24 protein-coding genes and 1 pseudogene are annotated in these 24,619 nt (G+C 72.0%); 12 read left to right on the plus strand and 13 right to left on the minus strand.

Annotated features, from left to right (window positions below; genetic code table 11):
- Positions 1-245: 245 nt before the first annotated feature.
- Both ABT186_RS32435 and ABT186_RS32440 read right to left on the minus strand, forming a co-directional pair.
- Positions 246-1,418: a cytochrome P450 family protein gene (locus ABT186_RS32435; protein ID WP_351928106.1), complete on the minus strand. Its 1,173-nt coding sequence runs from the start codon at positions 1,416-1,418 to the stop codon at positions 246-248.
- 55 nt (positions 1,419-1,473) lie between these two features.
- Complete coding sequence (locus tag ABT186_RS32440) at positions 1,474-2,145, minus strand: response regulator (RefSeq protein WP_351928108.1); 672 nt, start codon at positions 2,143-2,145, stop codon at positions 1,474-1,476.
- 454 nt (positions 2,146-2,599) lie between these two features.
- Between ABT186_RS32440 and ABT186_RS32445 the strand changes: the two genes are divergently transcribed.
- Positions 2,600-2,974 (plus strand): VOC family protein, encoded by a 375-nt coding sequence (locus tag ABT186_RS32445; protein ID WP_351928151.1) that lies wholly within the window; start codon positions 2,600-2,602, stop codon positions 2,972-2,974.
- Between the two features lie 242 nt (positions 2,975-3,216).
- Positions 3,217-3,654, plus strand: a complete 438-nt coding sequence (locus ABT186_RS32450; RefSeq protein WP_351928110.1) for a GNAT family N-acetyltransferase — start codon at positions 3,217-3,219, stop codon at positions 3,652-3,654.
- A gap of 82 nt (positions 3,655-3,736) precedes the next feature.
- On the opposite strand, the gene ABT186_RS32455 is transcribed toward ABT186_RS32450, so the two are convergent.
- Together ABT186_RS32455 and ABT186_RS32460 are read right to left on the minus strand one after the other, a co-directional pair.
- The gene (locus ABT186_RS32455) at positions 3,737-4,963 is read right to left on the minus strand and encodes a histidine kinase (protein ID WP_351229995.1); all 1,227 of its coding nucleotides are present in this window, start codon (positions 4,961-4,963) and stop codon (positions 3,737-3,739) included.
- A 467-nt stretch (positions 4,964-5,430) separates the two neighbouring features.
- Complete coding sequence (locus ABT186_RS32460) at positions 5,431-5,826, minus strand: guanyl-specific ribonuclease (RefSeq protein ID WP_351229997.1); 396 nt, start codon at positions 5,824-5,826, stop codon at positions 5,431-5,433.
- 238 nt (positions 5,827-6,064) lie between these two features.
- On the opposite strand from ABT186_RS32460, the gene ABT186_RS32465 reads away from it, so the two are divergent.
- Positions 6,065-6,571 carry an RICIN domain-containing protein gene (locus ABT186_RS32465; protein ID WP_351928112.1) on the plus strand — a complete coding sequence of 169 codons (507 nt, stop codon included), beginning with the start codon at positions 6,065-6,067 and terminating at the stop codon, positions 6,569-6,571.
- A 55-nt stretch (positions 6,572-6,626) separates the two neighbouring features.
- Here the strand turns inward: ABT186_RS32465 and ABT186_RS32470 are convergent, their stop codons facing one another.
- Together ABT186_RS32470 and ABT186_RS32475 are read right to left on the minus strand one after the other, a co-directional pair.
- The gene (locus tag ABT186_RS32470; RefSeq protein ID WP_351928114.1) at positions 6,627-7,253 is read right to left on the minus strand and encodes a dihydrofolate reductase family protein; all 627 of its coding nucleotides are present in this window, start codon (positions 7,251-7,253) and stop codon (positions 6,627-6,629) included.
- 98 nt (positions 7,254-7,351) lie between these two features.
- Positions 7,352-8,170, minus strand: coding sequence for an AIM24 family protein (locus ABT186_RS32475; protein ID WP_351230003.1), 819 nt, complete (start codon positions 8,168-8,170; stop codon positions 7,352-7,354).
- A gap of 179 nt (positions 8,171-8,349) precedes the next feature.
- Between ABT186_RS32475 and ABT186_RS32480 the strand changes: the two genes are divergently transcribed.
- The gene (locus ABT186_RS32480; protein WP_351928116.1) at positions 8,350-9,099 is read left to right on the plus strand and encodes an SDR family oxidoreductase; all 750 of its coding nucleotides are present in this window, start codon (positions 8,350-8,352) and stop codon (positions 9,097-9,099) included.
- 160 nt (positions 9,100-9,259) lie between these two features.
- Here ABT186_RS32480 and alc read toward each other — a convergent pair whose 3' ends face one another.
- Both alc and allB read right to left on the minus strand, forming a co-directional pair.
- Positions 9,260-10,399 (minus strand): allantoicase, encoded by a 1,140-nt coding sequence (gene alc, locus ABT186_RS32485; RefSeq protein WP_351928153.1) that lies wholly within the window; start codon positions 10,397-10,399, stop codon positions 9,260-9,262.
- A 135-nt stretch (positions 10,400-10,534) separates the two neighbouring features.
- Positions 10,535-11,875: an allantoinase AllB gene (gene allB / locus ABT186_RS32490; RefSeq protein WP_351928118.1), complete on the minus strand. Its 1,341-nt coding sequence runs from the start codon at positions 11,873-11,875 to the stop codon at positions 10,535-10,537.
- A gap of 287 nt (positions 11,876-12,162) precedes the next feature.
- On the opposite strand from allB, the gene ABT186_RS32495 reads away from it, so the two are divergent.
- A complete protein-coding gene (locus ABT186_RS32495) occupies positions 12,163-12,960 on the plus strand; it encodes an IclR family transcriptional regulator (RefSeq protein ID WP_351230009.1) in 798 nt (265 codons plus the stop codon).
- 3 nt (positions 12,961-12,963) lie between these two features.
- On the opposite strand, the gene ABT186_RS32500 is transcribed toward ABT186_RS32495, so the two are convergent.
- The gene (locus ABT186_RS32500) at positions 12,964-13,416 is read right to left on the minus strand and encodes an ABC transporter ATP-binding protein (RefSeq protein ID WP_502973390.1); all 453 of its coding nucleotides are present in this window, start codon (positions 13,414-13,416) and stop codon (positions 12,964-12,966) included.
- Here ABT186_RS32500 and ABT186_RS32505 point away from each other — a divergent pair.
- Both ABT186_RS32505 and ABT186_RS32510 read left to right on the plus strand, forming a co-directional pair.
- A pseudogene (locus ABT186_RS32505) lies at positions 13,341-14,167 on the plus strand (sensor histidine kinase); the annotation flags it as partial. The gene ABT186_RS32500 and the pseudogene ABT186_RS32505 overlap by 76 nt on opposite strands.
- Complete coding sequence (locus tag ABT186_RS32510) at positions 14,164-14,841, plus strand: response regulator (protein ID WP_351928120.1); 678 nt, start codon at positions 14,164-14,166, stop codon at positions 14,839-14,841. The pseudogene ABT186_RS32505 and the gene ABT186_RS32510, both read left to right, overlap by 4 nt.
- Positions 14,842-15,007: 166 nt before the next feature.
- Here the strand turns inward: ABT186_RS32510 and ABT186_RS32515 are convergent, their stop codons facing one another.
- The gene (locus tag ABT186_RS32515) at positions 15,008-15,295 is read right to left on the minus strand and encodes a DUF5955 family protein (RefSeq protein WP_351230051.1); all 288 of its coding nucleotides are present in this window, start codon (positions 15,293-15,295) and stop codon (positions 15,008-15,010) included.
- A gap of 248 nt (positions 15,296-15,543) precedes the next feature.
- Here ABT186_RS32515 and ABT186_RS32520 point away from each other — a divergent pair, with 248 nt between their 5' ends.
- Positions 15,544-16,143, plus strand: a complete 600-nt coding sequence (locus tag ABT186_RS32520; RefSeq protein WP_351230014.1) for a nucleotidyltransferase family protein — start codon at positions 15,544-15,546, stop codon at positions 16,141-16,143.
- A 184-nt stretch (positions 16,144-16,327) separates the two neighbouring features.
- Positions 16,328-17,950, plus strand: a complete 1,623-nt coding sequence (gene aceB, locus ABT186_RS32525) for a malate synthase A (RefSeq protein ID WP_351928122.1) — start codon at positions 16,328-16,330, stop codon at positions 17,948-17,950.
- A 67-nt stretch (positions 17,951-18,017) separates the two neighbouring features.
- Here aceB and ABT186_RS32530 read toward each other — a convergent pair whose 3' ends face one another.
- The 3 genes from ABT186_RS32530 to ABT186_RS32540 all read right to left on the minus strand — a co-directional run bounded on the left by ABT186_RS32530 (position 18,018) and on the right by ABT186_RS32540 (position 20,792).
- Complete coding sequence (locus tag ABT186_RS32530; RefSeq protein ID WP_351230018.1) at positions 18,018-18,317, minus strand: Rdx family protein; 300 nt, start codon at positions 18,315-18,317, stop codon at positions 18,018-18,020.
- Entirely contained in the window at positions 18,314-19,228 is a 915-nt protein-coding gene (locus ABT186_RS32535; RefSeq protein WP_351230020.1) for a HipA family kinase, read from the minus strand. Before ABT186_RS32535 ends, ABT186_RS32530 begins: the two co-directional genes overlap by 4 nt.
- A gap of 64 nt (positions 19,229-19,292) precedes the next feature.
- Positions 19,293-20,792: an IucA/IucC family protein gene (locus ABT186_RS32540; RefSeq protein ID WP_351928124.1), complete on the minus strand. Its 1,500-nt coding sequence runs from the start codon at positions 20,790-20,792 to the stop codon at positions 19,293-19,295.
- Positions 20,793-20,821: 29 nt separating this feature from the next.
- Between ABT186_RS32540 and ABT186_RS32545 the strand changes: the two genes are divergently transcribed.
- Genes ABT186_RS32545 through ABT186_RS32555 form a run of 3 tightly spaced genes read left to right on the plus strand, consistent with a single transcriptional unit; the run spans position 20,822 to position 24,486 of the window.
- A complete protein-coding gene (locus tag ABT186_RS32545) occupies positions 20,822-22,408 on the plus strand; it encodes an IucA/IucC family protein (protein ID WP_502973387.1) in 1,587 nt (528 codons plus the stop codon).
- A gap of 9 nt (positions 22,409-22,417) precedes the next feature.
- The gene (locus ABT186_RS32550) at positions 22,418-23,683 is read left to right on the plus strand and encodes a VWA domain-containing protein (RefSeq protein WP_351928128.1); all 1,266 of its coding nucleotides are present in this window, start codon (positions 22,418-22,420) and stop codon (positions 23,681-23,683) included.
- Positions 23,683-24,486 carry a hypothetical protein gene (locus tag ABT186_RS32555; protein WP_351928129.1) on the plus strand — a complete coding sequence of 268 codons (804 nt, stop codon included), beginning with the start codon at positions 23,683-23,685 and terminating at the stop codon, positions 24,484-24,486. The genes ABT186_RS32550 and ABT186_RS32555 overlap by 1 nt, the downstream gene beginning before the upstream one ends.
- Positions 24,487-24,619 lie beyond the last annotated feature (133 nt).

Here is a 24,619-nt window from a genome sequence, read left to right on the forward strand (position 1 = left end):
GACGGCGACACGACGGCCGTCTTACGGGCGGCGTGGCGGGCGGCGGCGTCGGCGATGCCGCCACCGGTGGTCCGCCTGTGGCCGCACTTCATCACACGCCTGCAGCCGACCGCGCCGCCGGTCCTGGCACCTCGCCCCGCCGGGCCCGACCCGCCCGGCCCGCAATCAACGCGCCCCCGGCGCCGCCCCGACCGCCCCGGCCGACCACCACACCCCGCACCGTCGATGGGCGCCAGGGCCGAGCGTTACCACCGCACCGGCAGGCTCCGCACTCCCCGCATGAGCATCCCCGGCAACCAGGGACCGGGCGGGCCGTCCAGGGCCAGGTCCGGGCAGCGGTCCAGAAGGGTGCGCAGGGCCGTACGCGCCTCCAGGCGGGCGAGGGGTGCGCCCAGGCAGTAGTGGATGCCGTGGCCGAAGGCGAGATGGCCCTGCGGGGCGCGGTGGACGTCGAAGGTGTGCGGGTCGGGGTAGCGGGCCGCGTCCCGGCCGGCCGCGTCGAGGCCGATCATCACCGGGTCGCCCTCGGCTATGGCCGTACCGGCTATCTCCAGCGGCTCCGCGGCGTAGCGGTACGTCGCCGTCTCCACCGGTCCTTCGAAGCGCAGGATCTCCTCGACCGCGCCGTCCAGGAGCGTCATGTCGGCGCGCAGTGCGGCCAGCTGGTCCGGGTGCGTGAGCAGGGCGTACACGCCGTTCGTGATCAGGTTGACCGTCGTCTCATGGCCCGCCACGAGCAGGATGAACGCCATCGCTCGCAGTTCGGCGGCGGAGAGGCGGTCCCCGTCCTCCGCACGGGTGCGGAGCAGATCGCTCAGCAGGTCGTCGGCCGGGGCCGTGCACCGCTTGTCCTCGATCAGCTCGTCCAGGTACTCCGCCAGTTGCCGCGCGGCGGCGAATTCGGCGTTCGCGCTGGTCGGGGTCACTATCTCGTTCGACAGGGCGCGAAAGGTCACCCGGTCGATGTCCGGGACCCCGAGCAGTTCGCAGATGACGGTGATGGGCAGCGGATAGGCGAGGGCCTCCACGAGATCGGCCCGGCCCTTGGGCAGCATCTCGTCGAGCAGTGCGTCGGTGACCTCCTGGACCCGCGGGCGCAGCGCCTCCACCCGGCGCATGGTGAACGAGCGGGCGACGAGGGAGCGCAAGCGGGTGTGCTCGGGCGGGTCGACGATCAGCACATGCCGGCCCATCACCCCCTCCTCCGCGGTGACGAACCCTTTCTTGGTGCTGTCCTTGGAGAGTCTGGGGTCGGCCAGGGCCGCCCGCGCCTCCTCGTACCCCACGATCAGCCAGCCCTCGTACGCATCGGGCGGCGGCGTCCGCACCCAGTGCACCGGGCCGCGCTCGCGCAGCTCCGCGTAGACGGGATGCGGGTCTCTCCTGAACCGCGGCCCGTACTCCCCGAGATCGATCACGGCGGTTTCCCCTCTCCCCCGTCCCCCTCGATCCGACAACGAGCGGCGTCCCCGATCAGTGCCCGTCCTCGTCGAGGAGCCCCGCGTCATACGTCAACAAGGCGATCTGCACACGGTTGTTGAGGCCGAGCTTGGCGAGGATGCGGGAGACGTGCGTCTTGACCGTCGCAACGCTCATGAACAGCCCGGCGGCGATCTCGGCGTTGGAGCCGCCCCGCCCCACGGCGACGGCGACCTCGCGTTCACGGTCGTTGAGGGCGGCGATCCGGTCGCGTGCGGTGGCGCGCCGGTTGTCCGGCCCGGCCCCGACGGCGTGCGCCATCAACTGGCGGGTGACGGCGGGCGACAGAACCGGGTCGCCGGCCGCGACGCGCCGCACCGCGTCCAGGATCTCGGCCGGCGGGGTGTCCTTGAGCACGAACCCGGCGGCGCCCGCCCGCAGCGCCCGCAGCACCTGCTCGTCGGCGTGGAAGGTGGTGAGGACCACGACCTGGGGTGCCTCCGCGCGGCGGCGGAGCAGTTCGGTGGCGGCGAGTCCGTCGACGGTCGGCATCCGGATGTCCATGAGCACGACGTCCGGCCGGGTACGGTCGACGAGCCGCTCGACCTCGCTGCCGTCGGCGGCCTCGCCGACGATCTCGATGTCGTCGGCACCGCCCATCATGAAGGACAGGCCGGCCCGCACGAGGGGGTCGTCGTCGACGAGGAGCAGTCGGATCGGGGTCATGGCCTCTACCGTAATGATCCGTCTCCGGGCCCGCTCCGGAACGGGAGCCGCGCGGTGCCGGCAGCCCGCACCGGAACGGCCCCACGCAATCGGCCGCCCGAAGTTCAGCGGAACGGAACCTTCTTTGGCTGCCCGTGGTGCTGATGGCAGGTCAGCCGGGCGCAATGCGGCAGCGGTGTCCCCGCAGGGTGGCCGGCGCGCGGCTTTCCGGAACGCGTCGAGCAAGGTCGCTTGCACCACGAGGCGGGACACGACCGTTGTTGTTCGGGGTCCGGTCCGAGGATTGAGCGGGCGGCGTTCGCGTAGCGGGATGGCGGATCCTGCCGCTGCCTCCCTATTCGGTGAAGCGCGGCGGCGGTCCGGCGTACCGCCGCGCATGCCCGCCGCCGCGGCGGGTACGACCCCTCCCGTACGGGGGCGTCGCGGAAGCGGCTGAAGAGCGAGGGGTGTGGAAGTGATTCGAAAGCTGCAGGCGGTCGCGCTGGACTGCGCCGATCCGGTACGGCTCGCGGAGTTCTACGCGGATCTGCTCGGCGGGCGGGTGGTCGCGGATCCGGAGGATCCCGACTGGATCGAGGTGCACGGGTTCGAGGGGACGCCGCTGGCCTGCCAGCGGGTGGACGGCTACCGAGCGCCCGAATGGCCCGGCCAGGAGCGCCCGCAGCAGCTCCACCTGGACTTCGACGTGGACGACCTCGACGGCGAGGAGAAGCGGGCGCTCACCCTCGGCGCGACCGTGCTGGAGCGGACGGACCAGCTCCGCTCGGGGGCCAATTGGCGGGTCTACGCGGACCCGGCCGGCCATCCGTTCTGCCTCTGCCTCCACTGAGTCCACCAAACCCGTCGCAGCCACTGAGGCGGCCGGCCGCCAAGCGGAGACTTCGGCCCCACCTTCGATCAGCCAGGCGCAGCCCAGCGACACGGCCGGCACCAGCGCCTCGAGACGGCGTGGGTGTACGGGACGGTGCGGCACCGCGTGATGCCGCGCAGGGACTGACGCCGGTGTCCAAGTGCCGTTGAGCGCAGCGTATTCGGGTTGACTGCAGCGGACGCGCCCGTTTGTCTGCTGCCATGCCGAACCTTCGCATCGAAGAGCCCCACGACGACGCCACGCTCGAGGACTGGCGGTCCGTCCACAACGAGATCATTCCCGCGGACCCGCTCTCCCTCGACGACGTACGCGAGCGCGTGACCCGCAATCACCTTGAGGTCGCATATCTGGGCGACGCCCTGGTGGGCTGCTCGACGGTGCGTCCGCCGACGGACGACACGGCCACGGCCACGGTCATCGCGCGCATCCTGCCCGCCCACCGCAGGCAGGGGTTCGGCGAGCAGCTCTACGAACAGGGTCTTGAGCGGGCGCGCCGGCTGGGCGCCGAAGTGATCGAGACGATCGTGCTCGGCACCAATTCGGACGGGCTGGAGTTCGCACGCAAGCACGGTTTCGTCGAGGTCGACCGCTATGTGGCGGATGTGGACGAAATCTGGCACACATTGCGACTGACCTGAGCGAACCGCTCGGTCCTGTCGTCAACTCCCGCCTGTCTGGCGGAGTCTGACGACAGGCCCCAGCCGGGCCCGCACCGGCCGGTCACGCGGGCCAGGGCAGCCGGGCGCGCACCCGGAACCCGCCATCGGCCTCGATGCCGTGGTCGAGGCTGCCGCCGGCCAGGGTCGCGCGTTCGGTGAGGCCGATCAGGCCCTGGCCCGAGCCCGGGATGTGCGGAACCTCGCCCGGCGGCGGCGGGTTGCGCACGGTGACGGTGAGGCCGTCGCCGGGCGCGCCCGCGACGGTCACCGTGACCTCGGCCCCGGGCGCGTGCTTACGCGCGTTCGTCAGGCCCTCCTGGGCGATGCGGTAGGCGGTGCGGCCCACGGAGGCGGGCACGGCCGCGGAGTCGGCGACACGGTGGTCGAGGACGACCTTCATGCCGGCCTCGCGGGACTCGGCGACCAGGGTGTCGAGCGCGTGCAGCGTCGGCTGGGGACGACCGGCGTCGTCGGAGTCACCGGCCCGAAGCACGCCGATGATCTCCCGCAGGTCCTGCAGCGCCTCGTGCGCGCTCTCCCTGATCACCCCGGCCGCCCGGGCGATCTCCTCCCGGGGCGCGTCCGGGCGGAACTCCAGAGCGCCCGCGTGCACGCTCAGCAACGTCAGACGGTGTGCCAGGACGTCGTGCATCTCGCGGGCGATCGCCTCCCGGGCCAGCCGCTGGGCCTGTTCGGCCCGCAGCGCCGCCTCCGTCTCGGCCCGCCGCGCCCGGTCCCGCAGGCTCAGCATGAGCTGCCGCTTGGACCGTACGAACAGGCCCCAGCCGACGACCGCGGCCGTGAGCAGCGCGGTCACCGCGACGGCGGCGAGGTAGGGCATGTCCGGGTCGGGGCGCAGCCAGTAGAACAGCGGGATGAGCGCGAGCTGGGCGCCGCTCACCCAGGCGGAGTACTTGAACGGCCGGTGCACGGCGACGGTGAACAGGGCGATCATGCCCGCGCCACCGGCGGTGTTCGAGACCACGCCGACCGGGATCATCGCCACGGCGAGCCCGAGCGGCCAGCGGCGGCGCAGCCACACCGCCAGGCAGGCGAGCCCGCCGAGCATGAGGTCGACGAATACGAGGCCGGGCGGGATGTGGTGGTCGCTCTTCACCGAGACCGCGGAGGCGAACGCGATGAGCACGGCCAGGAGGAAGCAGCCGATGTCGACGACCCAGTCACGCACGGTACGGCGGGGCCGCCGCCCGCCGAGCGCCTCGGGGTCGAGCTCCGCGATCACGGCGGACGGCAGGAACCACCGCCGCCGGGGCAGCCCGTGCGCCACCGCGGAACGCTGTGCGGGGGCAAAGGGCGCACCGGCCCCTGCCGCCGCGGGCCATGCCGTGGGTCTCTCCGGTCGCCGGGCGCGTCGCGACCATCCCGTACGGAACGGGCGCAGGCCGGTCCGTAGACCCTCCGCCGCTGTGTTGAGGTGCGGCACCGTCGGCCCCGCCGGACGCACCGACTCGTCTCCGCTCACGGTCGACAAATCTATGCGGGAACGGCCCCCGGCACCTCCCCCGCGGCCGTGATCCGCGACCAAAGTCGCGGCACCCCAGACTTTCGGCGCGACCGGTCCGCACGGGCGGGACTTCCGTCGCACACGGCTCGCCCCGCGGCCGATGAAGGTGGGGAGTCCGCGGGGCGAGGTTCTCCAGAGGGTTCCAGAGGGCCTCCGTAGGGTCTCCGGAGGCAGTGCGCCGGAGGTCCGGTTGAGCGCGGTCCGGACCCCAGGCTGGTCGTGCCGTTCGGTCAGCAGCCGAAGTCGATCAGGTCGAACGTCGCGTAGTGGTCCGAGGTGTAGTAGTCCTCCTGGTACTCCTCACCCGTGACGATGCGGCGGGCGCCTCGCGTGGAGGAGCCGGGCGTGATGACGGTGTACTCGTGGTAGTAGCCCGACGACTGGCGGGGCAGCACGCCTTCACGGTTGGAGAAGACAGTCCCGTCCTGCGAGTACGGGAAGGGTCCGCCCTGGTCGATCAGGTTGAGCGTGTCGTATGCCTGGGAAGGCAGGTCGCTGTAGCAGATGCTGCCGACCGAGGCGGCAGCGGCGTCCGCCGTGCCGGCGGAGACGGTGCCGCCCACGAGGAGGGCGGACAGGAGAGCAGCTGCGGCGCCGATGCGAGTGGCGCGTGGGGGGATTCTCATGGCCACATGATGACGCGCGTAGACCGTGGCATGTCAATGACAACTTCGCAGAGTTTCCCGTGAAGTCCCATGTGTTTTCGGGAAGTTAACCTCCGGCCGGGCGGGCGGGGGCGGATGAGACCGCCCCCGCCCGCGCGAAACAGCCGCCTCACTGGCGCCGGACCGGGATCAGCAGGTGGGCACGCCGGGCAGCCACGCCGGGCCCTTGATGTAGATATTGTCCATCCACCTCCCGTCCGTGCGACGCGCCTGGGGCAGGACGGCGGCCGTCTTCGCGGCCGTCGCCTCCCTGAGCACGGCTCTGGCCGGCGTCGCCGGCGCCGCGGCGCCTCAGCCCCAGGGAACGCGGGTCACCTCGGTCGCCGCCCGCCCGGCCGACGCGGTCGAGCACTTCGGCAACATGGCGACCGGCGGCTGCCTCGACGACAGCTTCGCCTACGGCTTCCGCGGATTCGGCTGCAACGGCCTCGACTTCCAGAACTGGAATGTCCACATCTGGCAGGAGGACGGCACACGCCAGTTCCGCAGCATCGCCACCAACCGGTGCTGGTTCGGCGGAGTCCCCGAGGGTGCCCACCCCTACACCACCGACTGCAATTCCTCCAAGGAACAGAGCTGGTGGGTGCACGCCCGCGGTGACAGGGTGAGCTTCGAGAACCAGGCCACCGGCCTGTGTCTGGACGACAGCGAGTACGGCCTGCGCATGCTGACGTGCACCTACAACCGCAACCAGACCTGGCGCTGACGCGTCGCCGATGGTGCGCCGTCTGCCCGGGCCACGGCGGCCCGGGCAGATGGCGTCACGCGTCTTCGGGGAGCCCGTACGACCCGTAGTCGGGGCGGCCCGCGAGGTCATAGGACTGGATGGAGACGCCCGCGGCGGTGACACGTCCGGCGCTGTGGCGGAACTTGGTGGGGACCGCGCCGTCCACGAACAGGCGGCGTCCGGCGCCGAGGACGACCGGGAAGGTCAGCAGGTGCAGGGTGTCGAGGAGCCCGAGGTCCACCAGCGAGCCGACCAGGGCGCCGCTGCCGTGGATCTGGAGTTCGCCGTCGGTCCGCTCTTTGAGGGCGGTCACCTCCTTGGCGAGGTCGCCGCCCACGAGGGTGGTGCCGGGCCATTCGGGCGCCTGGAAGGTGGAGGACACGACGTACTTCGGCAGGGCGTTCAGCTTGCCCGCGACCGGGTGGTCGGGGTCGGTCACCTTCGGCCAGTACGAGGCGAAGATCTCGTACGTACGGCGGCCGAGGAGGAAGGCGCCGGCGTTCCCGAAGACCTCGCCGATGAACCGGCCGAAGTCGTCGTCGCCGTACGGAAAGCTCCAGCCGCCCTGGTCGAAGCCGCCGCTGGTGTCCTCCTGGGGGCCGCCGGGCGCCTGGTAGACGCCGTCGAGGGTGATGAAGATGGTGGAGACGAGCTTGCCCATGGCGGGTGCCTTCTTTCCGGTAGGTTTCCCGGACGGGGTCCGTTCTTCATCAGCTCAGACCCCGTCGGCGCCCGGAACTCATCGCCACGCCGGAGACATCACCCGGCGTGCGTCGAGAACAGTCCGCCCGTCGGTCCCTGCTTGTCGCCGCCCTGGGCCTTCTTGAGGGCGTTGGCGAGGCTCTCGATGGTGAGGGACTGCAGGATGACGCGCCCGTTGCCCTCCAGGGTGGCCAGGGACAGGCCCTCACCGCCGAAGACCATGTTCATCAGTCCCTGGCGGTTGAGGCCGCCGATGCGCTGGACGCCGTACTGGATGCCCTCCTCGAAGGCGACGACGCACCCGGTGTCGACCTCTATGCGGCCGCCGAAGTCGGCGGGGTTGAGGTCGATGAAGTTGCCCGCGCCGGCGATGATCACCGTCCCGTACCCGGTGAACTTCTCCAGGATGAAGCCCTCGCCGCCGCTCATGCCGGTGCGCCCGCCCTGGAAGGCGATGCCGAAGTCCACGGTCGACTCGGCGGCCACGAAGGCGTCCTTCTCCGCGAACCACGCGCGCGTGCCGTCGAGTTCCAGCGCGCGCATCTCACCGGGGAGCACACCCGCGAAGCCGACTGTGCCCTCGCCGCCCTGCGCCGTGAAGTACTGGAACGCCAGCGACTCGCCCGCGAGCGCGCGCTGGCCGACCTGCATGGCGGTGCCCATGGCCTGGCGCAGCAAGCCGCCCATGCCGCCGCCCGCGCCGCCGCCCTGGGCCTGGCCGCCGCCGTTCGACGGGCCGGACAGGCGGGTCTCCATGGTCACGTTCGTGGTTTTGAAGAGGAACTTGCCGGCCTCGCAGTACACGGTCTGGCCGGGGTGCAGGTTGACGACCGCCATCTGCATGGCGTTGCCGACGATTTCTTGCCGAAGAGTCACGCGACGAGAACGCCGTGGACGGACAGAAGAGTTCCGGACACGCCGAAATCACCTGCCGAGATCGCATGCCGAGATCACACGCGGAGATCACACGCACAGATCACACGCACAGATCACACACCGAATTCGATGTCCGATCGCCGCCGGTGACCGCGGTGCACAGCCGGTGTGATGGGTTCATGACTTCACGAGGAACCCTGAACGGCAAGGCTGCCCTGGTGACCGGCGGCAGCCGCGGCATCGGCGCGGCGACGGCCCTGCGACTGGCCCGGGAGGGAGCGGACGTGGCCGTCACGTATGTGCGTGGCAAGGAGGCTGCGCAGGAGGTGGTGGGGGCCGTCGAGGCGCTGGGACGCCGGGCGGTGGCCCTGCGCGCGGACTCGGCGGACGCGGACGAGGCGGCGGGAGCCGTGGGGCGCGTGGCGGATGCGCTCGGCGGCCTCGACATCCTGGTCAACAATGCGGGTGTGGGGCTGCTCGGCCCCCTGGACGACCTCTCCCCCGCCGACGTCGACCGGGTCCTCGCCGTCAACGTTCGCGGAGTCTTCCTGGCCTCCCGTGCCGCCGCCGCCCGCATGGCGTCCGGCGGCCGGATCATCACCATTGGCAGTTGTATGACCCAGCGCGTACCGGGCCCCGGCGGGACGCTCTACGCCATGAGCAAGTCGGCCCTGATCGGCCTGACGAAGGCCCTGGCGCGGGAGCTTGGCGGGCGCGGGATCACGGCGAACATCGTCCACCCGGGTCCGGTCGACACCGATATGAATCCCGCCGACGGACCCTACGCGCCCGGCCAGGCCGCGATGACCGCGGTGGGCCGCTTCGGAACGGCCGACGAGGTGGCATCGGCGGTGGCGTATCTGGCGGGCACGGACGCGGCCTACGTGACGGGCGCGGAGTTCACGGTGGACGGCGGGCACGCGGCGTAAGCCTCCGGCGGCCGTAGCGCTCCACAGCGCTGCTACGTCACGGCTCGCGTCCCCCGGCGGCCGCGCCCCCGACCCCGCATCGGCCTGAACGACCTCGTCCTCGATCACCGGACGGGCCGAGGCCGCCCGGCCGGCGTTCGAGGAGTGAGGAAACGCCTGCTCAGCCGCCCAGTTCCCGGTGCCGGGCCGACAGGCGGGTGGCGCCCTCCTCCGTCAGGGAGCCGTACAGGCGCAGGCGGGAGATGCCGCCGTCCGGGTAGATGTCCACGCGCGCGTGCGTGCCGACGGCCGGAGCCGGAAGGACAAAACGGTGGTTCGTGTCTGGCTGGAGGCGGGTGCGCGGGAGGATGTCGCGCCACTCGCCCCGCTCGCCGTCCTTGACCGAGACCGACGCCCAGCCCGCCGCGTTCCCCTTCAGATACGCCGTGTCGATCTCGATCGCCCGGATCTGCGACCGCTCCACCAGCCGGTAGCGGATCCAGTCGTTGCCCCGGTCACGGCGGCGTCGCGTCTCCCAGCCGTCGTCCATCTTGCGGGAGCGGCCCGGCTGGATGGTGTTGGTGGCGGGCGAGTAGAAGAGGTTCGAGGCGTCCTCGACCTGGCCGCCGTGCTCCAGGGCGACGACGTCGAAGGTGCCGAGGACCTCGAGCCACGCCGGATCCGGGACGACCTCGCCGTACACGCGCAGGCGCGCGATGCCGCCGTCGGGGTGCTGGTTGACGCGCAGGTGCGTGAAGCGCTGCTCGACGGCGACCTCGAAGCCGTTCGCCGCATGGCCGCCGACCGGCGTGCGCGGGACCAGTGTCGTCCACTTCACGTCGTCGCCCAGCAGTTCCTCCGGTGACGGGGCGCCGGCGACGGACGTGCCTTCGATGGACACCGCCTGCGGATAGTTGCCCCGGAAGTGGGCCGTGTCGACCACGATGCCCCGTACGACACCCGGTGCGCCGAGCCGGACCAGCGCCCAGTCGTGGTCCTCTGCCGTGGGCCACGGGTGCTCGGCGGAGGCGCCGCGGCGGCGGCGTGTCTCCCAGCCGTCCATGATCTTGCCCTTGTGCCCGAAGTGCTCGGGGTCGAACTCCGCGCGCTCGGGCACGAGCAGGTTCTCGCGCTGGGCGAAGAACTCGTCGTTGGCCGCGATGACCCCGGCCCCCAGCCGCCGGTCGGCGAGGTTGGCGTACCGGGTGAAGGGGAAGTCGGCGGTGCGGTAGTCCGCGTAGGGGTCGCCGCCCCCGTACGGGTTCGCGTCGCCGGTGAAGCCGGCCCAACCGGGTTGGTGCTGCGCCGTCACGGTGATCAGGTCTTCCTTTCGGGGGTCGGCCGCCGCGGGTGCGGGGGGAAATCAGCGGAGGGGAATCAGCCGAATCAGCAGAGGGGAGTCAGCCGAGAGGAGTCTGAGGAGGGGAATCAGTGGAGGGGAATCAGCGGAGGGGAATCAAACGTCTCTGCTCAGCAATCGGCCCTTCGGTTCGGTGAACTCGCCGTCCGCCACGATGCGTTCGCCGCGCAGCCAGGTGGACTTGACCACGCCGTGCAGCGTCCGGCCCGCGTACGCCGTCACCCGGTTGCGGTGCTGGAGCGCCGCCGGATCCACGGTGAACGTCTCGTCGGGCGCGAGCACCGCGAAGTCGGCGTCGCGGCCGGCCTCGATGGCGCCCTTGCGGGCATCGAGCCCCACCAGTCCTGCCGTACGCGTGGACATCCAGCGGACCACGTCCTCCAGTCCATGGCCGCGCTTGCGGGCCTCGGTCCAGACCGCCGACAGGCTCAGCTGCAGACCGGAGATGCCGCCCCAGGCGGTGGCGAAGTCGTCGGTCTTCAGGTCCGCCGTCGACGGGGAGTGGTCGGTGACCACGCAGTCGATCGTGCCGTCCGCCAGCGCCCGCCACAGCAGGTCCTGGTTGGCCGCCTCGCGGATGGGCGGGCAGCACTTGAACTCGCTGGCGCCGTCGGGGACTTCCTCGGCCGTCAGGGTCAGATAGTGCGGGCACGTCTCCACCGTGATCCGTACGCCCTCGGCCTTGGCGGCGGCGATCAGCGGCAGCGCGTCGCCGGAGGACAGATGCAGCACGTGCACGCGTGCACCCAGCCGCTTGGCGTGCGCGATGAGCTGGGCGATCGCGGTGTCCTCGGCGTCGCGCGGACGGCTGGCGAGGAAGTCGGCGTACTTCGGACCGCCCTGCTGCGGAGCGGCGTCGAGATGGTGCGGGTCCTCGGCGTGCACGATGAGCAGTCCGCCGAATCCGGCGATCTCGGCCATGGACCGGCCGAGCTGCTCCTGGCCGAGGTGCGGGAACTCGTCCACGCCCGACGGTGACAGGAACGCCTTGAAGCCGAAGACTCCCGCGTCGTGCAGCGGCCGCAGGTCCTTGACGTTGTCGGGCAGCGCGCCGCCCCAGAAGCCGACATCGACATGGGCCTTGCCGGCCGCGACCTCCTTCTTCGTTCGGAGGTGGTCGACCGTCGTGGTCGGCGGGAGGGAGTTGAGCGGCATGTCGATCAGGGTGGTGATGCCGCCGGCCGCCGCCGCGCGCGTGGCGGTCCAGAAGCCCTCCCACTCGGTGCGGCCCGGGTCGTTGACGTGCACATGGGTGTCGACCAGGCCGGGCAGCAGGACGTCGTCGCCGAAGTCCTCCAGTCGGGTTCCGGCCGGTACGTCGGCGTCGTACGGCCGTACGGCCCTGATCGTGCCCGCGGCGACCGCGACCGACGCGGCGCGCGTCCCTTCGGGGGTGATGACACGCGTCGAGCGCAGCACCAGTTCAGCGTCGGACACCCGGACCCCTCTCTCTGCCGCCGTATTCGCTTCCGGGGTTCACTTCCAGGAAACGGGATTTACACCCACGTAACGGAATTCAACGTTCTGTTGAAGGAGTCTTCACTCCCGCCCTCTCGCCGTCAAGGGCACACTTCTCCCCGGTACCCCAGAAGCCCACACTCTGGACGTTTCCACAAAGCGGAATTAGAATTCCAGCAAGCAGAACGTAGCTACGCATCACCGGGGAGTCAACCGGCTGCCGGGTAGGCTTCTGCCCTTCCTGTCAGTCCCGAAAGGAACGCGCCGTGCCGACGTCGACGTCCAGCGCCAGCGACGCCCCCGCCAAGCCCGCCGCCAGCGGTGGCGTCCAGTCCCTCGAGCGCGCCTTCGACCTGCTGGAGCGGATGGCCGACGCGGGCGGGGAGGTCGGCCTCAGCGAGCTGTCCGCGAGCAGCGGGCTGCCGCTGCCCACGATTCACCGTCTGATGCGCACGCTGGTGGTCTGCGGTTATGTACGCCAGCAGCCCAACCGCCGCTATGCGCTCGGCCCCCGGCTGATCCGGCTCGGCGAGTCGGCGTCCCGGCTGCTCGGCACCTGGGCCCGCCCCTGTCTGGCGCGCCTGGTCGAGGAGACCGGCGAGACGGCGAACATGGCGCTGCTCGACGGCGACGAGGTCGTGTACGTGGCGCAGGTACCGTCCAAGCACTCGATGCGGATGTTCACCGAGGTGGGCCGCCGGGTGCTGCCCCACTCCACGGGCGTGGGCAAGGCGCTGCTCGCGAACACGCCGGACGACGAGGTGCGCGCCCTGCTCTCGCGCACGGGCATGCCCGCCGCTACCGAGAAGACGATCACCACGCCGGAGGCGTTCCTCACCGCACTGGAGGAGGTGCGCCGGCTCGGGTACGCGGTCGACGACAACGAGCAGGAGATAGGGGTCCGGTGCCTGGCGGTGCCCGTACCCGACTCCCCAACGGCCGCGGCGATCTCCATCTCCGGCCCGGCGGGCCGTGTCACGGAGGCGGCGACGGAGCGGATCGTGCCGGTGCTCCAGCAGGTTGCGGAGGAGCTGTCGCACGCTCTGGCCGGCTCGGGAAACTGAAGCTCAGAGCGGGCACTTGAGCCGCCCGTCCGTCATCTCCCGTACCGCGTCGGCCTCGTCGAGGTGGGCGCGGTCGTGGGTGACGAGGACGGTCGCCGTTCCGCGCTCGCGGGTGAGGCATACCAGCAGGTCCAGGACAGCCGCGCCGTGCTCGTGGTCGAGGGCGCTGGTCGGCTCGTCGACAAGGAGCACACCCGGCTCGTTCATCAGCGCACGGGCGATGTTGACGCGCTGCCGCTGACCGCCGGAGAGCTGGTGCGGGCGCCGGTGGGCCTGCCCGGCCAGCCCTACCGCGTCGAGCAGTTCCCGCGCGCGTCCGGTCACCGCTCGGCGCCCGTCCAGGCGGGCCATCACCTCCAACTGCTCGAGGGCCGTCAGGGACGGCAGCAGGTTGGGCTGCTGGAAGACGATCCCGATGCGGCGGCGCCGCAGGACGGCCCGTTCGGCCGCGCTCAGCTCACGACACCCTCGCGCAGGGCTTGTCCAGCATCCAGCTGCTGCTGCGCGCGGCCCAGCGCGAACTGCCGGGCGGCTCCCCGGTCGCCGGCCACATCGAGCAGGCCCGCGCCACCGCGCAGGACAACCTCGCCGAGGCCCGCCGCTTTGTGCGCGCCCTTACGCCGCCGGATCTGGAACGGGGTTCGCTGGCCGCCGCCCTGGAGCGGCTCTGCTCGGGCGCGGACGCGCCGGCCGTGCACTTCTCGGTGAGCGGCACGCCGGCCGAGCTGCCCACGCCGTACGAGGTGGCGCTGCTGCGGATCGCGCAGTCCGCACTCGGCAACACGCCCGCACCGCCCGGGCCGAGATCACCCTCAGCTTCATGGACACCGCGGTGGCGCTGGACGTGGTCGACGACGGCGTCGGCTTCGCACCGGACGCGATCCCTCCGGACGGCACCGGCGACGGCGGTTTCGGCCTCCCCGCGATGCGCTCGCGCGCGGAGTCCCTGGGCGGAACCTTCACCGTGGAGTCGTCCCCGGGCCAGGGCACGGCGGTCGCGATCACGCTGCCGTACCCGGCGACGGGCACCCCCGCGCACACCGCAGCCGGGAGCCACGCGCGAGTCGGCGCCGGGAGCCACGCACACGCCGCCTCGGGGAATCCCCCGCAGACCGGCGCCGGCAGCCGCGAGCACCTCGGTGACAGGGGCCACGCGCCTTCCGCCGTCGGCGGCCCCGCGCACCCTGCCGCCGGGAGCCGCGCGTGACGCCCCCGATCCGTCCCAGCGGTGACCTTCGCGCGGGCGCGCCGGTTCCGATCCGGCTGCTGCTGGCCGACGACCATCCCGTCGTCCGCGCGGGGCTGCGGGCCGTGCTGTCCGCCGAGCCCGACTTCGAGATCGTCGGGGAGGCGCCGACGGCCGAGCGGGCGGTGGAGCTCTCGGCGGCGGGCGGGGTGGACGTGGTCCTGATGGACCTGCGGTTCGGCACGGGCGTGCACGGCGCGAAGGCGACGGCGGCGATCACCGCGCGTCCGGGCGCGCCCCGGGTCCTCGTGCTGACCACCTACGACACGGACGCGGACATCCTCGCCGCGGTGGAGGCGGGCGCCGCGGGCTATCTCCCGAAGGACGCCCCACCCCAGGAACTGGCCGCCGCCGTCCGCACCGCCGCCTCCGGCCGCTCGGCTCTCGCCCCTGCGGTCGCCCATCGCCTCATGGACCGAATGCGCACTCCTGCGGCCGCGCCCAGCCGTCGGGAGCTGGAGGTCCTGGAGCTGGTGCGGGACGGGCTGTCCAACCTGGAGATCAGCAAGCGGCTGTTCCTGAGCCAGGCCACCGTGAAGTCCCATCTGGTGCACATCTACGCAAAGCTGGAAGTGGAGTCGCGCACGGCGGCGGTGGCGGCGGCGACAGAACGCGGGCTGATACGCCGTACGTGACGCGGGCTGATACGCCGTACGTGACGCGGGCTCAAACGCCGTACGCGACGCGCGGGCTCAAACGCCGTACGCGACGCGCGGGCTCAAACGCCGTACGCGACGCGCGGGCTCAAACGCCGTACGCGACGCGCGGGCTCAAACGCCGTACGCGACGCGTGACGCGCCGTCAACCGCGTGGCTGCTCCCCGAACAGCTCCACCGCGTCCCGCACCTGCGACAGCCCGCGCGCCAGCGCGCTGACGGAGCCGATCGCGCCGGCGATCAGCAGCAGGGAGCGGCGCAGGCGCGGGATCTCGGGGACGCCGCTCACGGCCATCGCGGCGAGCGCGGCGAGTTCGTCCTCGGCGATGGCGCGGTCGGGGAACTCGGCGGGATGCGCGGCGAGTTCACGGCGCAGCCGGGACACCGCGGTCCGCAGTTCCGCCACCCTCGGGTCCTCGTCACTGCCGGTCACTGGCGTCTGCCCCAAGCTCCGCAACACAGCTCTCCCCCCTGGCACGCCGTCGTGCGCAAGTTCTCCGTGGCCACGCCGAGCGGCCCCGCGGTGCCGGCGGGGCGCCGGGGGACGCGGGTCAGTAAACGCCACCCGGTGGGCGGGCGCCACCGTGCGGGCCGAAATTCAGCCCAGGGAGACCGGGCGGCCGGCGCTGGGCGGGGCGGGCGTCGGGTATGCAAGGACGTACGTCAGGTATGCAAGGACGTATGAGGGAAACGGAACATGAGATCGCCGGGCTGCTGCTCGCCGCGGGGGGCGGCCGACGGCTCGGCGGGCGGCCCAAGGCGTTGCTGGAGCACCGGGGGCGGCCCCTGGTGGAGCACGCGGTCGGGGTGCTGCGGGCGGCCGGAATCGACAGGGTGCACGTGGTGCTCGGGGCGCGGGCGGATGCCGTGCGGGAGCGGGCCGATCTGGGCGGATGCGTGCTGGTGGACAACCCCGGCTGGGAGCAGGGCATGGGCTCCTCGCTGCGGGCCGGGCTCGCCTCGCTCGCCGGGACGGGCGCGCGGGCCGCGCTGGTCTCGCTGGTCGACCAGCCCGGCATCGGCCCGGAGGCCGTGGCGCGGGTACTCGCCGCGTACGAGGGCGAGGAGTCGCTGGTCTCAGCCGCGTACGACGGGGTCCGTGGTCACCCCGTGCTCTTCGGCGCCGCCCATTGGGACGGCATTGCCGTCACCGCGACCGGCGACCGGGGCGCGCGCGCCTACCTCAAGGCTCACCAGGACGCGATCGAGCTCGTCGAGTGCGGGGACGTGGCGCGGCCGTACGACATCGACACGGAAGCCGACCTGGTCCACCTTGAGTGAGCGGGGTGGCACCGAGCGCCACGTTGCCTCGGCTCGGAGAATCTTGACATCAACAAACCATTGAAGTTCCACGATAAGGAAACTAGTATCCACAGATCAGAAGCGCCTGACCGCTCCTCGGGCGCCCTTCGCCCTACCAGGAACGACTGGCACCCGGTGCCACCGCTGAAGGAAGTGACCGCTCATGTCCGCACCAGCGCCGTCCCCGGCGGCCATCGTCGACGCCGAGCCCCTGCCCCGGCAGGAGGAGGTCCTCACCGACGCGGCGCTCGCCTTCGTGGCCGAGCTGTACCGGCGGTTCACGCCCCGGCGTGACGAGCTCCTCGCCCGCCGGGCGGAGCGCCGCGCCGAGATCGCCCGCACATCCGCGCTCGACTTCCTCCCGGAGACCGCCGCGATCCGCGCGGACGACTCCTGGAAGGTGGCCCCGGCCCCCGAGGCCCTGAACGACCGCCGGGTCGAGATCACCGGTCCCACCGACCGCAAGATGACGATCAACGCCCTCAACTCGGGCGCGAAGGTGTGGCTCGCGGACTTCGAGGACGCCTCGGCACCGACCTGGGAGAACGTCGTCCTCGGCCAGCTCAACCTGATCGACGCCTACACCCGCAACATCGACTTCACCGACCCGGCGTCCGGCAAGTCGTACGCCCTGCGCCCGAACGAGGAACTCGCCACGGTCGTCATGCGCCCGCGCGGCTGGCACCTGAACGAGCGTCACCTCCAGGTCGACGGACTTCAGGTCCCGGGTGCCTTCGTCGACTTCGGCCTGTACTTCTTCCACAACGCCCAGCGCCTGCTCGACCTCGGGAAGGGCCCGTACTTCTACCTCCCGAAGACGGAGTCGCACCTGGAGGCCCGCCTCTGGAACGACGTGTTCGTCTTTGCGCAGGACTACGTCGGCGTCCCGCAGGGCACCATCCGCGCCACCGTCCTGATCGAGACGATCACGGCGGCGTACGAGATGGAGGAGATCCTCTACGAACTCCGCGACCACGCCTCGGGGTTGAACGCGGGCCGCTGGGACTACCTCTTCTCCATCGTCAAAAACTTCCGTGACGGCGGGCCCCGGTTCGTCCTCCCGGACCGCAACGCGGTGACAATGACCGCCCCGTTCATGAGGGCGTACACCGAACTCCTCGTCCGCACCTGCCACAAGCGCGGCGCACACGCGATCGGCGGAATGGCGGCGTTCATCCCGTCCCGCAAGGACCCCGAGGTCAACAAGGTCGCCTTCGAGAAGGTCCGCGCCGACAAGGACCGCGAGGCGAACGACGGCTTCGACGGCTCCTGGGTGGCGCACCCCGATCTGGTCCCGATCGCGATGGAGTCCTTCGACCGGGTCCTCGGCGACCGGCCGAACCAGAAGGACCGGCTGCGCGAGGACGTCGACGTCGAGGCGGCCGACCTGATCGCCGTCGACTCCCTGGACGCCAAGCCGACGTACGCGGGCCTGGTCAACGCCGTGCAGGTCGGCATCCGCTACATCGAGGCCTGGCTGCGCGGCCTCGGCGCGGTCGCCATCTTCAACCTCATGGAGGACGCGGCCACCGCCGAGATCTCCCGCTCCCAGATCTGGCAGTGGATCAACGCGGGCGTCGAGTTCGAGAACGGCGAGAAGGCCACGCCCGAGCTGGCCCGCAAGGTCGCGGCCGAGGAACTGGAGAACATCAGGGCCGAGATCGGCGCGGAGGCCCTCGCGGCCGGTCACTGGCAGCAGGCCCACGACCTGCTGCTGAAGGTCGCCCTGGACGAGGACTACGCGGACTTCCTGACGCTGCCCGCGTACGAGCAGCTCAAGGGCTGACCTTCAAAGGTCCTCAAGGTCCTCAAGGTCCTCAAGGTCCTCAAGGTCCTCAAGGTCCTCAAAAGGCTCACTTCTCCGAGTGGCCCAGGGACTTTCCCGGGGCCACTCGGTCGCGTACGAGCCGCTTCACCGCCGTCGGCTCGGGGAAGCCCTGCTCACGGCGATCCCAGACGACCTCGTCGTTCACGCGGACGACGAAGACGCCGCCCTTGCCCGGCTTCAGGGACAGCTCCGTCAGCTCGGTCTCGAACGTCGTGAGCAGTTCCTGAGCCAGCCAGGCCGCGCGGGGCAGCCAGCGGCACTGGGTGCAGTACTCGATCTGGACGTGATGTGCCTCTACGAGGCTGTCCGCAGGGGTGTCCGTCATCCCAGGTGCACCGACCAATCCTGTTGCGCCGCCGGTTTGCCGTGCAGGTCCGGGACCCGCTTGAGCCAGTTCGGCCGGCCCTGCTGCGTCCTCGCCGCGCGCAGCGCCTCCTCCGCGGCGAGTTCCTCCCGGGTGGGAAAGTCCGTGGGCAGCCAGGTCTCGGACGCCTTCACCCGGGCGGTGAGGTAGTCCACGTACGCGTCCCGGACCTCCCCCGGCGTCGCAAAGCCCGGCTCACCGGCCAGCCATGCGTCGGGGACCTCCTCGGTGATCTCCCGCAGCAGCTCCTCCGTCACCCTGGGCGCGAGCTCGTCCTCGGCACCCCGCATGTCCGGGGCGAAGTGGCCGAGCGCGTGGTGGCGGAAGTCGTACGCCTTCTCCGGTGCCGAGGCGTCCCAGCGGTGATGGAAGACGAGGGCGGCACCGTGGTCGATCAGCCACAGCCGCGGGGGTGCGGTGCCGAAGGTGGGCCAGACCATGAGGTTGGAGCTGTGGACCGTGCGGTCGACGTTCACGGTCAGCGCGTCGAGCCAGATGACCTTGCCCGCCTCCAGCGGGTCGACGGTGCAGGCCTCGGCGACCTCGGGGGTGAAGTCCTGTGCGCCCGGGAGGTAGTCCATGCCCAGGTTGAGGCCGGGGCTCGCGTTCAGGAGGTCGCGCACCTCCTGGTGGGGTTCGTGCGCGGCGATCGCCGGGTCGAAGTGGGCGAGGACCAGCTCGGGCACGCGCAGCCCCAGCCTGCGGGCCAGCTCCCCGACGATCACCTCGGCGACCAGCGCCTTCACTCCCTGTGCGGACCCGGTGAACTTCACGACGTAGGTGCCCAGGTCGTCGGCCTCGACGACTGCGGGCACGGAGCCGCCCGACCTCAGCGGGGTCACGTATCGAACAGCAGTCACGTCGCGCAGCACACCGGCCACTGTAGGACAGCCGGTCGCGAAACCCGTCGGCATCGGGTGCCGGACCGCAGGCCCGTCAACGGCAGGCCAGCGGATTGGGCAGCGGCAGATAGCGTGCGTCCGCGCCGTCCGCGCCCGTCCAGCGCAGCAGGAGGTTCGTCTTGCCGGGCAGGGTGGGCGCGGCCAGCAGGGCGGGGATCTCGGGGACGGGGTGACGGGCCAGTTCCGTGCGGGCGGCGGGCCAGGGGTTCCAGCCGGGGTGACGTTCCGAGAGCAGCGCGGCGACTTCCGTGAGGTTGTTGACGACCAGGCAGTAGACGAGCCGCTCCCAGCCCGCCGCACGGGACACGTCCGTGAGGAGTTTGACGCCCTCCGCGTCCCGGAACAGCGCCTGGACGGGCAGGCCCCCGGCGTCCACCGCGATCACCGTGTTCTGCAGATGCGCCTCGAGGACGACGCCGTGCCGTTCGAAGGCCTCCAGGGCGGGCGGGACGACCTGACGCAGATACGCCGTCCACCAGTCCGCCGGGTCGGTCACCGCGTCCAGCGGGCTGCCCTCGAAGCCCTCCACGAGGGCGGCGGCGAGCAGCGGGGTGGCGCCGGGCAGGACGTGCGGGCGCAGACCGTCGCGGACCAGAACGGCCAGCTCCTCGAAGGCGAAGCCGGCCGTGCGGTAGCCGCGGTCGCTCAGCCAGGCCGCCGGTCCCTGCAGCGCGGCGAACGCGGACGTCGCCGCCTCGTCCGTGCGCCGCAGTCCGAGCAGGTCGTGGCGCCACAGCCGGCGGATGTCGTTGGTGATCCGCACATCCAGGCTGAACTTGACGAAGAGGTCGTCCTCGGGCGCGTAGACGGTACGGATCGCGGCGGTGGGCCACACGGGCCGCGGGGTGTCCCCGAGCCGGACGAGACGTCCGTCCTCGAAGGCCTCGCGGATCTCCGGTCGGCCGGCGACCAGGTCGAGCTGCCAGGGGTGCGCGGGCAGCAGCCGGTAGCCGCGCGGGGCGGTGCCGAGCGCGTCGAGTGCCGTGGTGTCGCCCTCCTCGACGACCGCGTCGTCGCGTACGCCCAGAAGAGCGAGCGGGAACCTGGCGTACGCCTCCGGCGCGTACGGCAGCCAGCTCGCGACGGGTCCGCCCCCGCGCGCCTTGGGCGCGGGGTGGTAGGGGTGCCCGGTGATCAGGGACTGCTCGGAGCGCACGTACGGGTCGTCCGGTGCCGTCGCGCCGCCGCGTGCGGTCAGGATCGCGGCCACCGCGTCCCGGCTGTCGATCATCTCGCCGGGCAGTTCGAGGTTGGACAGGCCGGTGGCGCGGCACAGCTCCTCAGCGGTGAGTTTGACCAGCTCGGCGTGGCTGAGCGGCTGCCAGGACCCGTCGGCGTGCACCTCGGGGTCGCGGGGGCGGCGCCCGCCGCGCACGCGCAGCAGCCGGCCGCCCGCCCGCAGGCGGTGGACGCCCTGCTCGCCCGTGGGCTCCGCCACCTCCCGGAGCAGACAGTTGAGCAGCGGAGCCGCCGCGTACGCGTCGGCTCGCTCGGGAACCTCGTCCCTGGGGTGCATGGGGTCCACGCGATCCATTCGTTCCGTACGGTGCACTGGCGATCAGTATGTCTGTCGTGGTCCGTCAACCACGATGCACCACCCGTCCCCCGAGGAGCCCGACCGTGCACCCTTCCCCTTCCGCCGAGGCCGAGCTGGCCGCCGAGCTCGACTCCGTACGGCCCGGCCTGTCGGCGTCGTACGCGGCCGCGCTCCCCGGGGCCCGGGCAGCCGTGCTGACACGGCTGTGGCGGGCGCTGGCCCATGAGCCGCTGCCGTGGATCGCGCGCCGGGAGCCGACGGCCGACGGGCTCACCCTCCACCTGACCGACGGTCGCCGGCTGCACGGCCCGCCCGCGGACCCGTACGCGACCGCCGCGTACGTCACCGAGGTACGGCTCGACGCGCGGCCCTACGAGCGTGCCGCGGAGCTGGTCACGGCACTCGGCGTCCCGCACGGTGACGCGTTCGCCGTCGAACTCGGCCGGAGCACCGCCTCGTTGGCGCTGTCGCGGGCGGGCCAACCGGAGGACGCGCCCGAACCGGAGTCGAGCCGGGCCTGGGAGCAGCGGGTGGTCGACGGGCACCCGTACCACCCCAACTGCCGTTCGCGGCCCGGCTTTTCGGTCGCCGAGCAGCTCGCGTACGGGCCCGAGCACCGGCCGTCGGTGCGCCTCGGGCTGGTCGCCGTGGACGACTGTCTTCTGCGGGGCAAGTGGCCCGAGTGGCTGTGGGACGGCGAGCGGGCGCTGATCCCGGTCCACCCGTGGCAGACGGCGCACGTCCTCGGCATACCGGCGCAGGACGGCCCGGTCGCCCACCCGCTGATGTCCCTACGGACGCTGGCCCTGCCCGATGACGGCCCGCATGTGAAGACCGCCCTCAGCGCCCGGCTGACGTCCTCCGTGCGGGACATCTCGGTCCAGTCCGTCGAGAGATCGCCGGCCGTGTCCGAGTTCGTGGAGTCGATCGCCGCACGCACCGACGGTCTCCTGCAGGTCACCCGCACCCTGGGGGCGATCACCGCCCACTCCCCCGATCTGGCGGCGGTGATACGGGAGTCGCCCGAGATGTACGCGGACAGGGCGAGGGGCGAGCGGGTCGTCCCGGTGGCCGCGCTGCCGCTCACCGGTCTGCCTGCCTCCCCCGACTGGCTCGCCGCCTTCACGCGGCTCGCCCTCACCGTCGGTCTGCAACTGCTGGATCTGGGCGTGGCGCTGGAGGCGCACGGCCAGAACCTCCTGGTGGTGCTCGCGCCCACCGGCGCCCCGCTGCGGCTGGTCTACCGGGATCTCGCCGACATCCGGGTCAGCCCGGCCCGGCTGGCCCGGCACGGCATCAAGGCACCCGAGCTGGCCGACCGGATGGTGACGGACGACGAGACGACCCTGCGCCGCAAGCTGTTCGGCTCGCTCGTGGCGGGCGCGCTGGGCTCGACGGCGGGTGCGGCGCCGGTGCTGCGGGCGGCGCTGGAGAGGGCCGTACGGGATCTGCCGCGCACCCCCGACCTGGCGGTCCTGCGCCAAGAGCCGCTGCCCACCAAGGCGTTGACACTCATGCGGCTCTCCCCGCAGCGGCCGGGTGACCAGTGGGCGCGGCTGCCCAACCCGCTCTCCACGGAGATCGTTTTGAAGCACGCCCCCCTTGATCAATAAGATCCGCCGATGATCACAAGACAACGGCTGGCGGTGGGAGTCTGCGCCCTCCTCACCGCCCTGGCGGCCGGGATCGCCGTCCCGGCCGGCGCCGTCGCCGACGAGACGACAGCCCAGGACGCGCCCAAGGTCGATCTCGTCCTCGATGTCAGCGGTTCGATGCGGGCGCGGGACATCGACGGCGACTCGCGGATGGCCGCGGCGAAGCAGGCCTTCAACGAGGTCCTCGACGCGACGCCGGAGGAGGTGCAGCTCGGCATCCGGACGCTGGGCGCCAACTACCCGGGCAACGACCGCAAGACGGGCTGCAAGGACACCGCGCAGCTCTATCCGGTCGGGCCGCTGAACCGTACCCAGGCCAAGACGGCCGTGGCGACGCTGCAGCCCACCGGCTGGACGCCGATCGGCCCCGCCCTGCAGAAGGCCGCGGACGACCTCAGCGGCGGCAACGGCACGCGCCGCATCGTCCTCATCACCGACGGCGAGGACACCTGCGCCCCGCTGGATCCGTGCGAGGTGGCCCGGGAGATAGCGGCCAAGGGTATCGGGCTGACCATCGACACGCTGGGGCTCGTGCCGGACGCCAAGCTGAGCAAGCAGCTCAGCTGTATCGCCGAGGCCACCGGCGGCACGTACACGTCGGTGCAGCACAAGAAGGAACTCTCCGGCAAGGTCAACCAGTTGGTGGACCGCACCGCGGACAAGGTGGTCACGCCGGTCGCCGTGGACGGCACCGCGCAGTGCGCCACGGCGCCCACCCTGAAGTCCGGCCTCTACACGGACCGTGAGGAGTTCGGGCAGCACCGCTTCTACCGTGTGGACGTGAAGCCGGGTCAGGAGCTGCGGGCCTCGGTGAGCGTCTCCGACGACCGGCAGGTGAACCCCGACTACGGGGTGACGCTGCGGGCGATCACCGTGCACGGACGTGAGATCGTGCGCGGCGAAGCGACCGGCACGGGCCGTACGGACGTGCTGTCGACGGGTCTGCGCTACCCGAAGGCCGAGAGCGACGACGAGAACGCGCCCGCCGAGACGGTGTGCCTCCAGATCGCCGACTCCTTCTCCCCGGCGGCCGGTGTGAAGACCACGCCGGGCCTGCCGCTGGAACTGGCGGTCGACGTCGTCGACGGCCCCGACCGGGCGAGCGACGTGGCCTCCTTCGGGCTCGGGCGCGGCTGGTGGCTGCTCGGCGCCCTCGTCCTGACCGGCTTCCTCGCGGGTCTCGTGTGGGGCTGGCTGTCGCGCTGGCGGGTCGCGGTCTGGAGGACCAACTGATGCGTATCGGTAGAGCCCTGACCGCGGCGGCCCTCCTGCTGGGCGCCGCCGTGTCCCCGGCCGTCGCCGACTCCTCGCCCTCCGCGAGCCCGTCCGGCGACAGCTCCGCGCCCACCTCGGCGGGCACGTCGTTCCGTACGGCGACGGAGATCGAGCAGGGCCGGCAGGCCACGGCGAGCGCCTCCACGGGCGACTACCTGTACTGGCAGTTCGCGGCGGACGCCGGGCAGCGGCCCATCGTGAAGGCGACGGTGAAGCTGCCCTCGTCGTCCAGGAGCGGGGCGCAGACCTGGCAGCTGGACGTGTACGACGGGCTGCGGCGCCGCCAGGCGTGCCAGTACGGGGCGCAGACGCGGACGGCGGCCCAGGGCGCGGCCTCCGTGGACCTGGCCTGCACACTGCGTACGGTCCGCGCCTGGTCGGAGCCGTGGGCCGACGACCCGCTGCCGGGCACGTACTACATCCGGCTGACCGCCGTGGGCCTGGGCACGGCCGACCTCGGTCTGCCGGTGAACGCCGAGGTCCGGGTGGACTCCAAGGACATCGGCGGTTCGGCGGCGGTGGACGGTTCGCTGGCGCAGCCGCTGGTGCCGGGTATCGCGACCACCGCGCAGAAGTCCTCCGACTCGGATGCGCCCTCGCTGTCCTCGCTGAGGCCCGGCGACGGCTGGGCCTCCGGTTGGTGGTCCGACCGCTGGGTGTGGACCGCGATCGGCGGCGTCCTCGCGGCGCTCGCGGGCATCGGCGGCTATGCGCTGACGCGCGGCTCGGGCCGGCCCACGCGGGTGCCGCCGGGCGTCTGACCCTCCGCAGTCCCGCTACGGAGGCCCGCCGGGGGCCCCGCCCCACGCGGGGCGTGTGCCGGTTGTAACCGTGGGGGGGGGCGGTCCCCCCGCGCCCCATGGGGGGGGGGGGGGGGGCCCCCCCCACCACTCG

Origin of the sequence: Streptomyces sp. NPDC001634 (genome assembly GCF_040298185.1) — a bacterium.
Classification (GTDB): Bacteria; Actinomycetota; Actinomycetes; order Streptomycetales; family Streptomycetaceae; genus Streptomyces.

Excerpts from the sequence above, each read along its gene's own strand:
- ABT186_RS32450 (WP_351928110.1), top strand. The coding sequence starts at position 3,217 with ATGCCGAACCTTCGCATCGAAGAGCCCCACGACGACGCCACGCTCGAG.
- ABT186_RS32540 (WP_351928124.1), bottom strand. The coding sequence starts at position 20,792 with ATGGATCGCGTGGACCCCATGCACCCCAGGGACGAGGTTCCCGAGCGA.
- aceB (WP_351928122.1), top strand. The coding sequence starts at position 16,328 with ATGTCCGCACCAGCGCCGTCCCCGGCGGCCATCGTCGACGCCGAGCCC.
- ABT186_RS32520 (WP_351230014.1), top strand. The coding sequence starts at position 15,544 with ATGAGGGAAACGGAACATGAGATCGCCGGGCTGCTGCTCGCCGCGGGG.
- ABT186_RS32555 (WP_351928129.1), top strand. The coding sequence starts at position 23,683 with ATGCGTATCGGTAGAGCCCTGACCGCGGCGGCCCTCCTGCTGGGCGCC.
- ABT186_RS32480 (WP_351928116.1), top strand. The coding sequence starts at position 8,350 with ATGACTTCACGAGGAACCCTGAACGGCAAGGCTGCCCTGGTGACCGGC.
- ABT186_RS32440 (WP_351928108.1), bottom strand. The coding sequence starts at position 2,145 with ATGACCCCGATCCGACTGCTCCTCGTCGACGACGACCCCCTCGTGCGG.
- ABT186_RS32470 (WP_351928114.1), bottom strand. The coding sequence starts at position 7,253 with ATGGGCAAGCTCGTCTCCACCATCTTCATCACCCTCGACGGCGTCTAC.
- ABT186_RS32530 (WP_351230018.1), bottom strand. The coding sequence starts at position 18,317 with ATGACGGACACCCCTGCGGACAGCCTCGTAGAGGCACATCACGTCCAG.
- ABT186_RS32545 (WP_502973387.1), top strand. The coding sequence starts at position 20,822 with ATGTCTGTCGTGGTCCGTCAACCACGATGCACCACCCGTCCCCCGAGG.
- ABT186_RS32550 (WP_351928128.1), top strand. The coding sequence starts at position 22,418 with ATGATCACAAGACAACGGCTGGCGGTGGGAGTCTGCGCCCTCCTCACC.
- ABT186_RS32460 (WP_351229997.1), bottom strand. The coding sequence starts at position 5,826 with ATGAGAATCCCCCCACGCGCCACTCGCATCGGCGCCGCAGCTGCTCTC.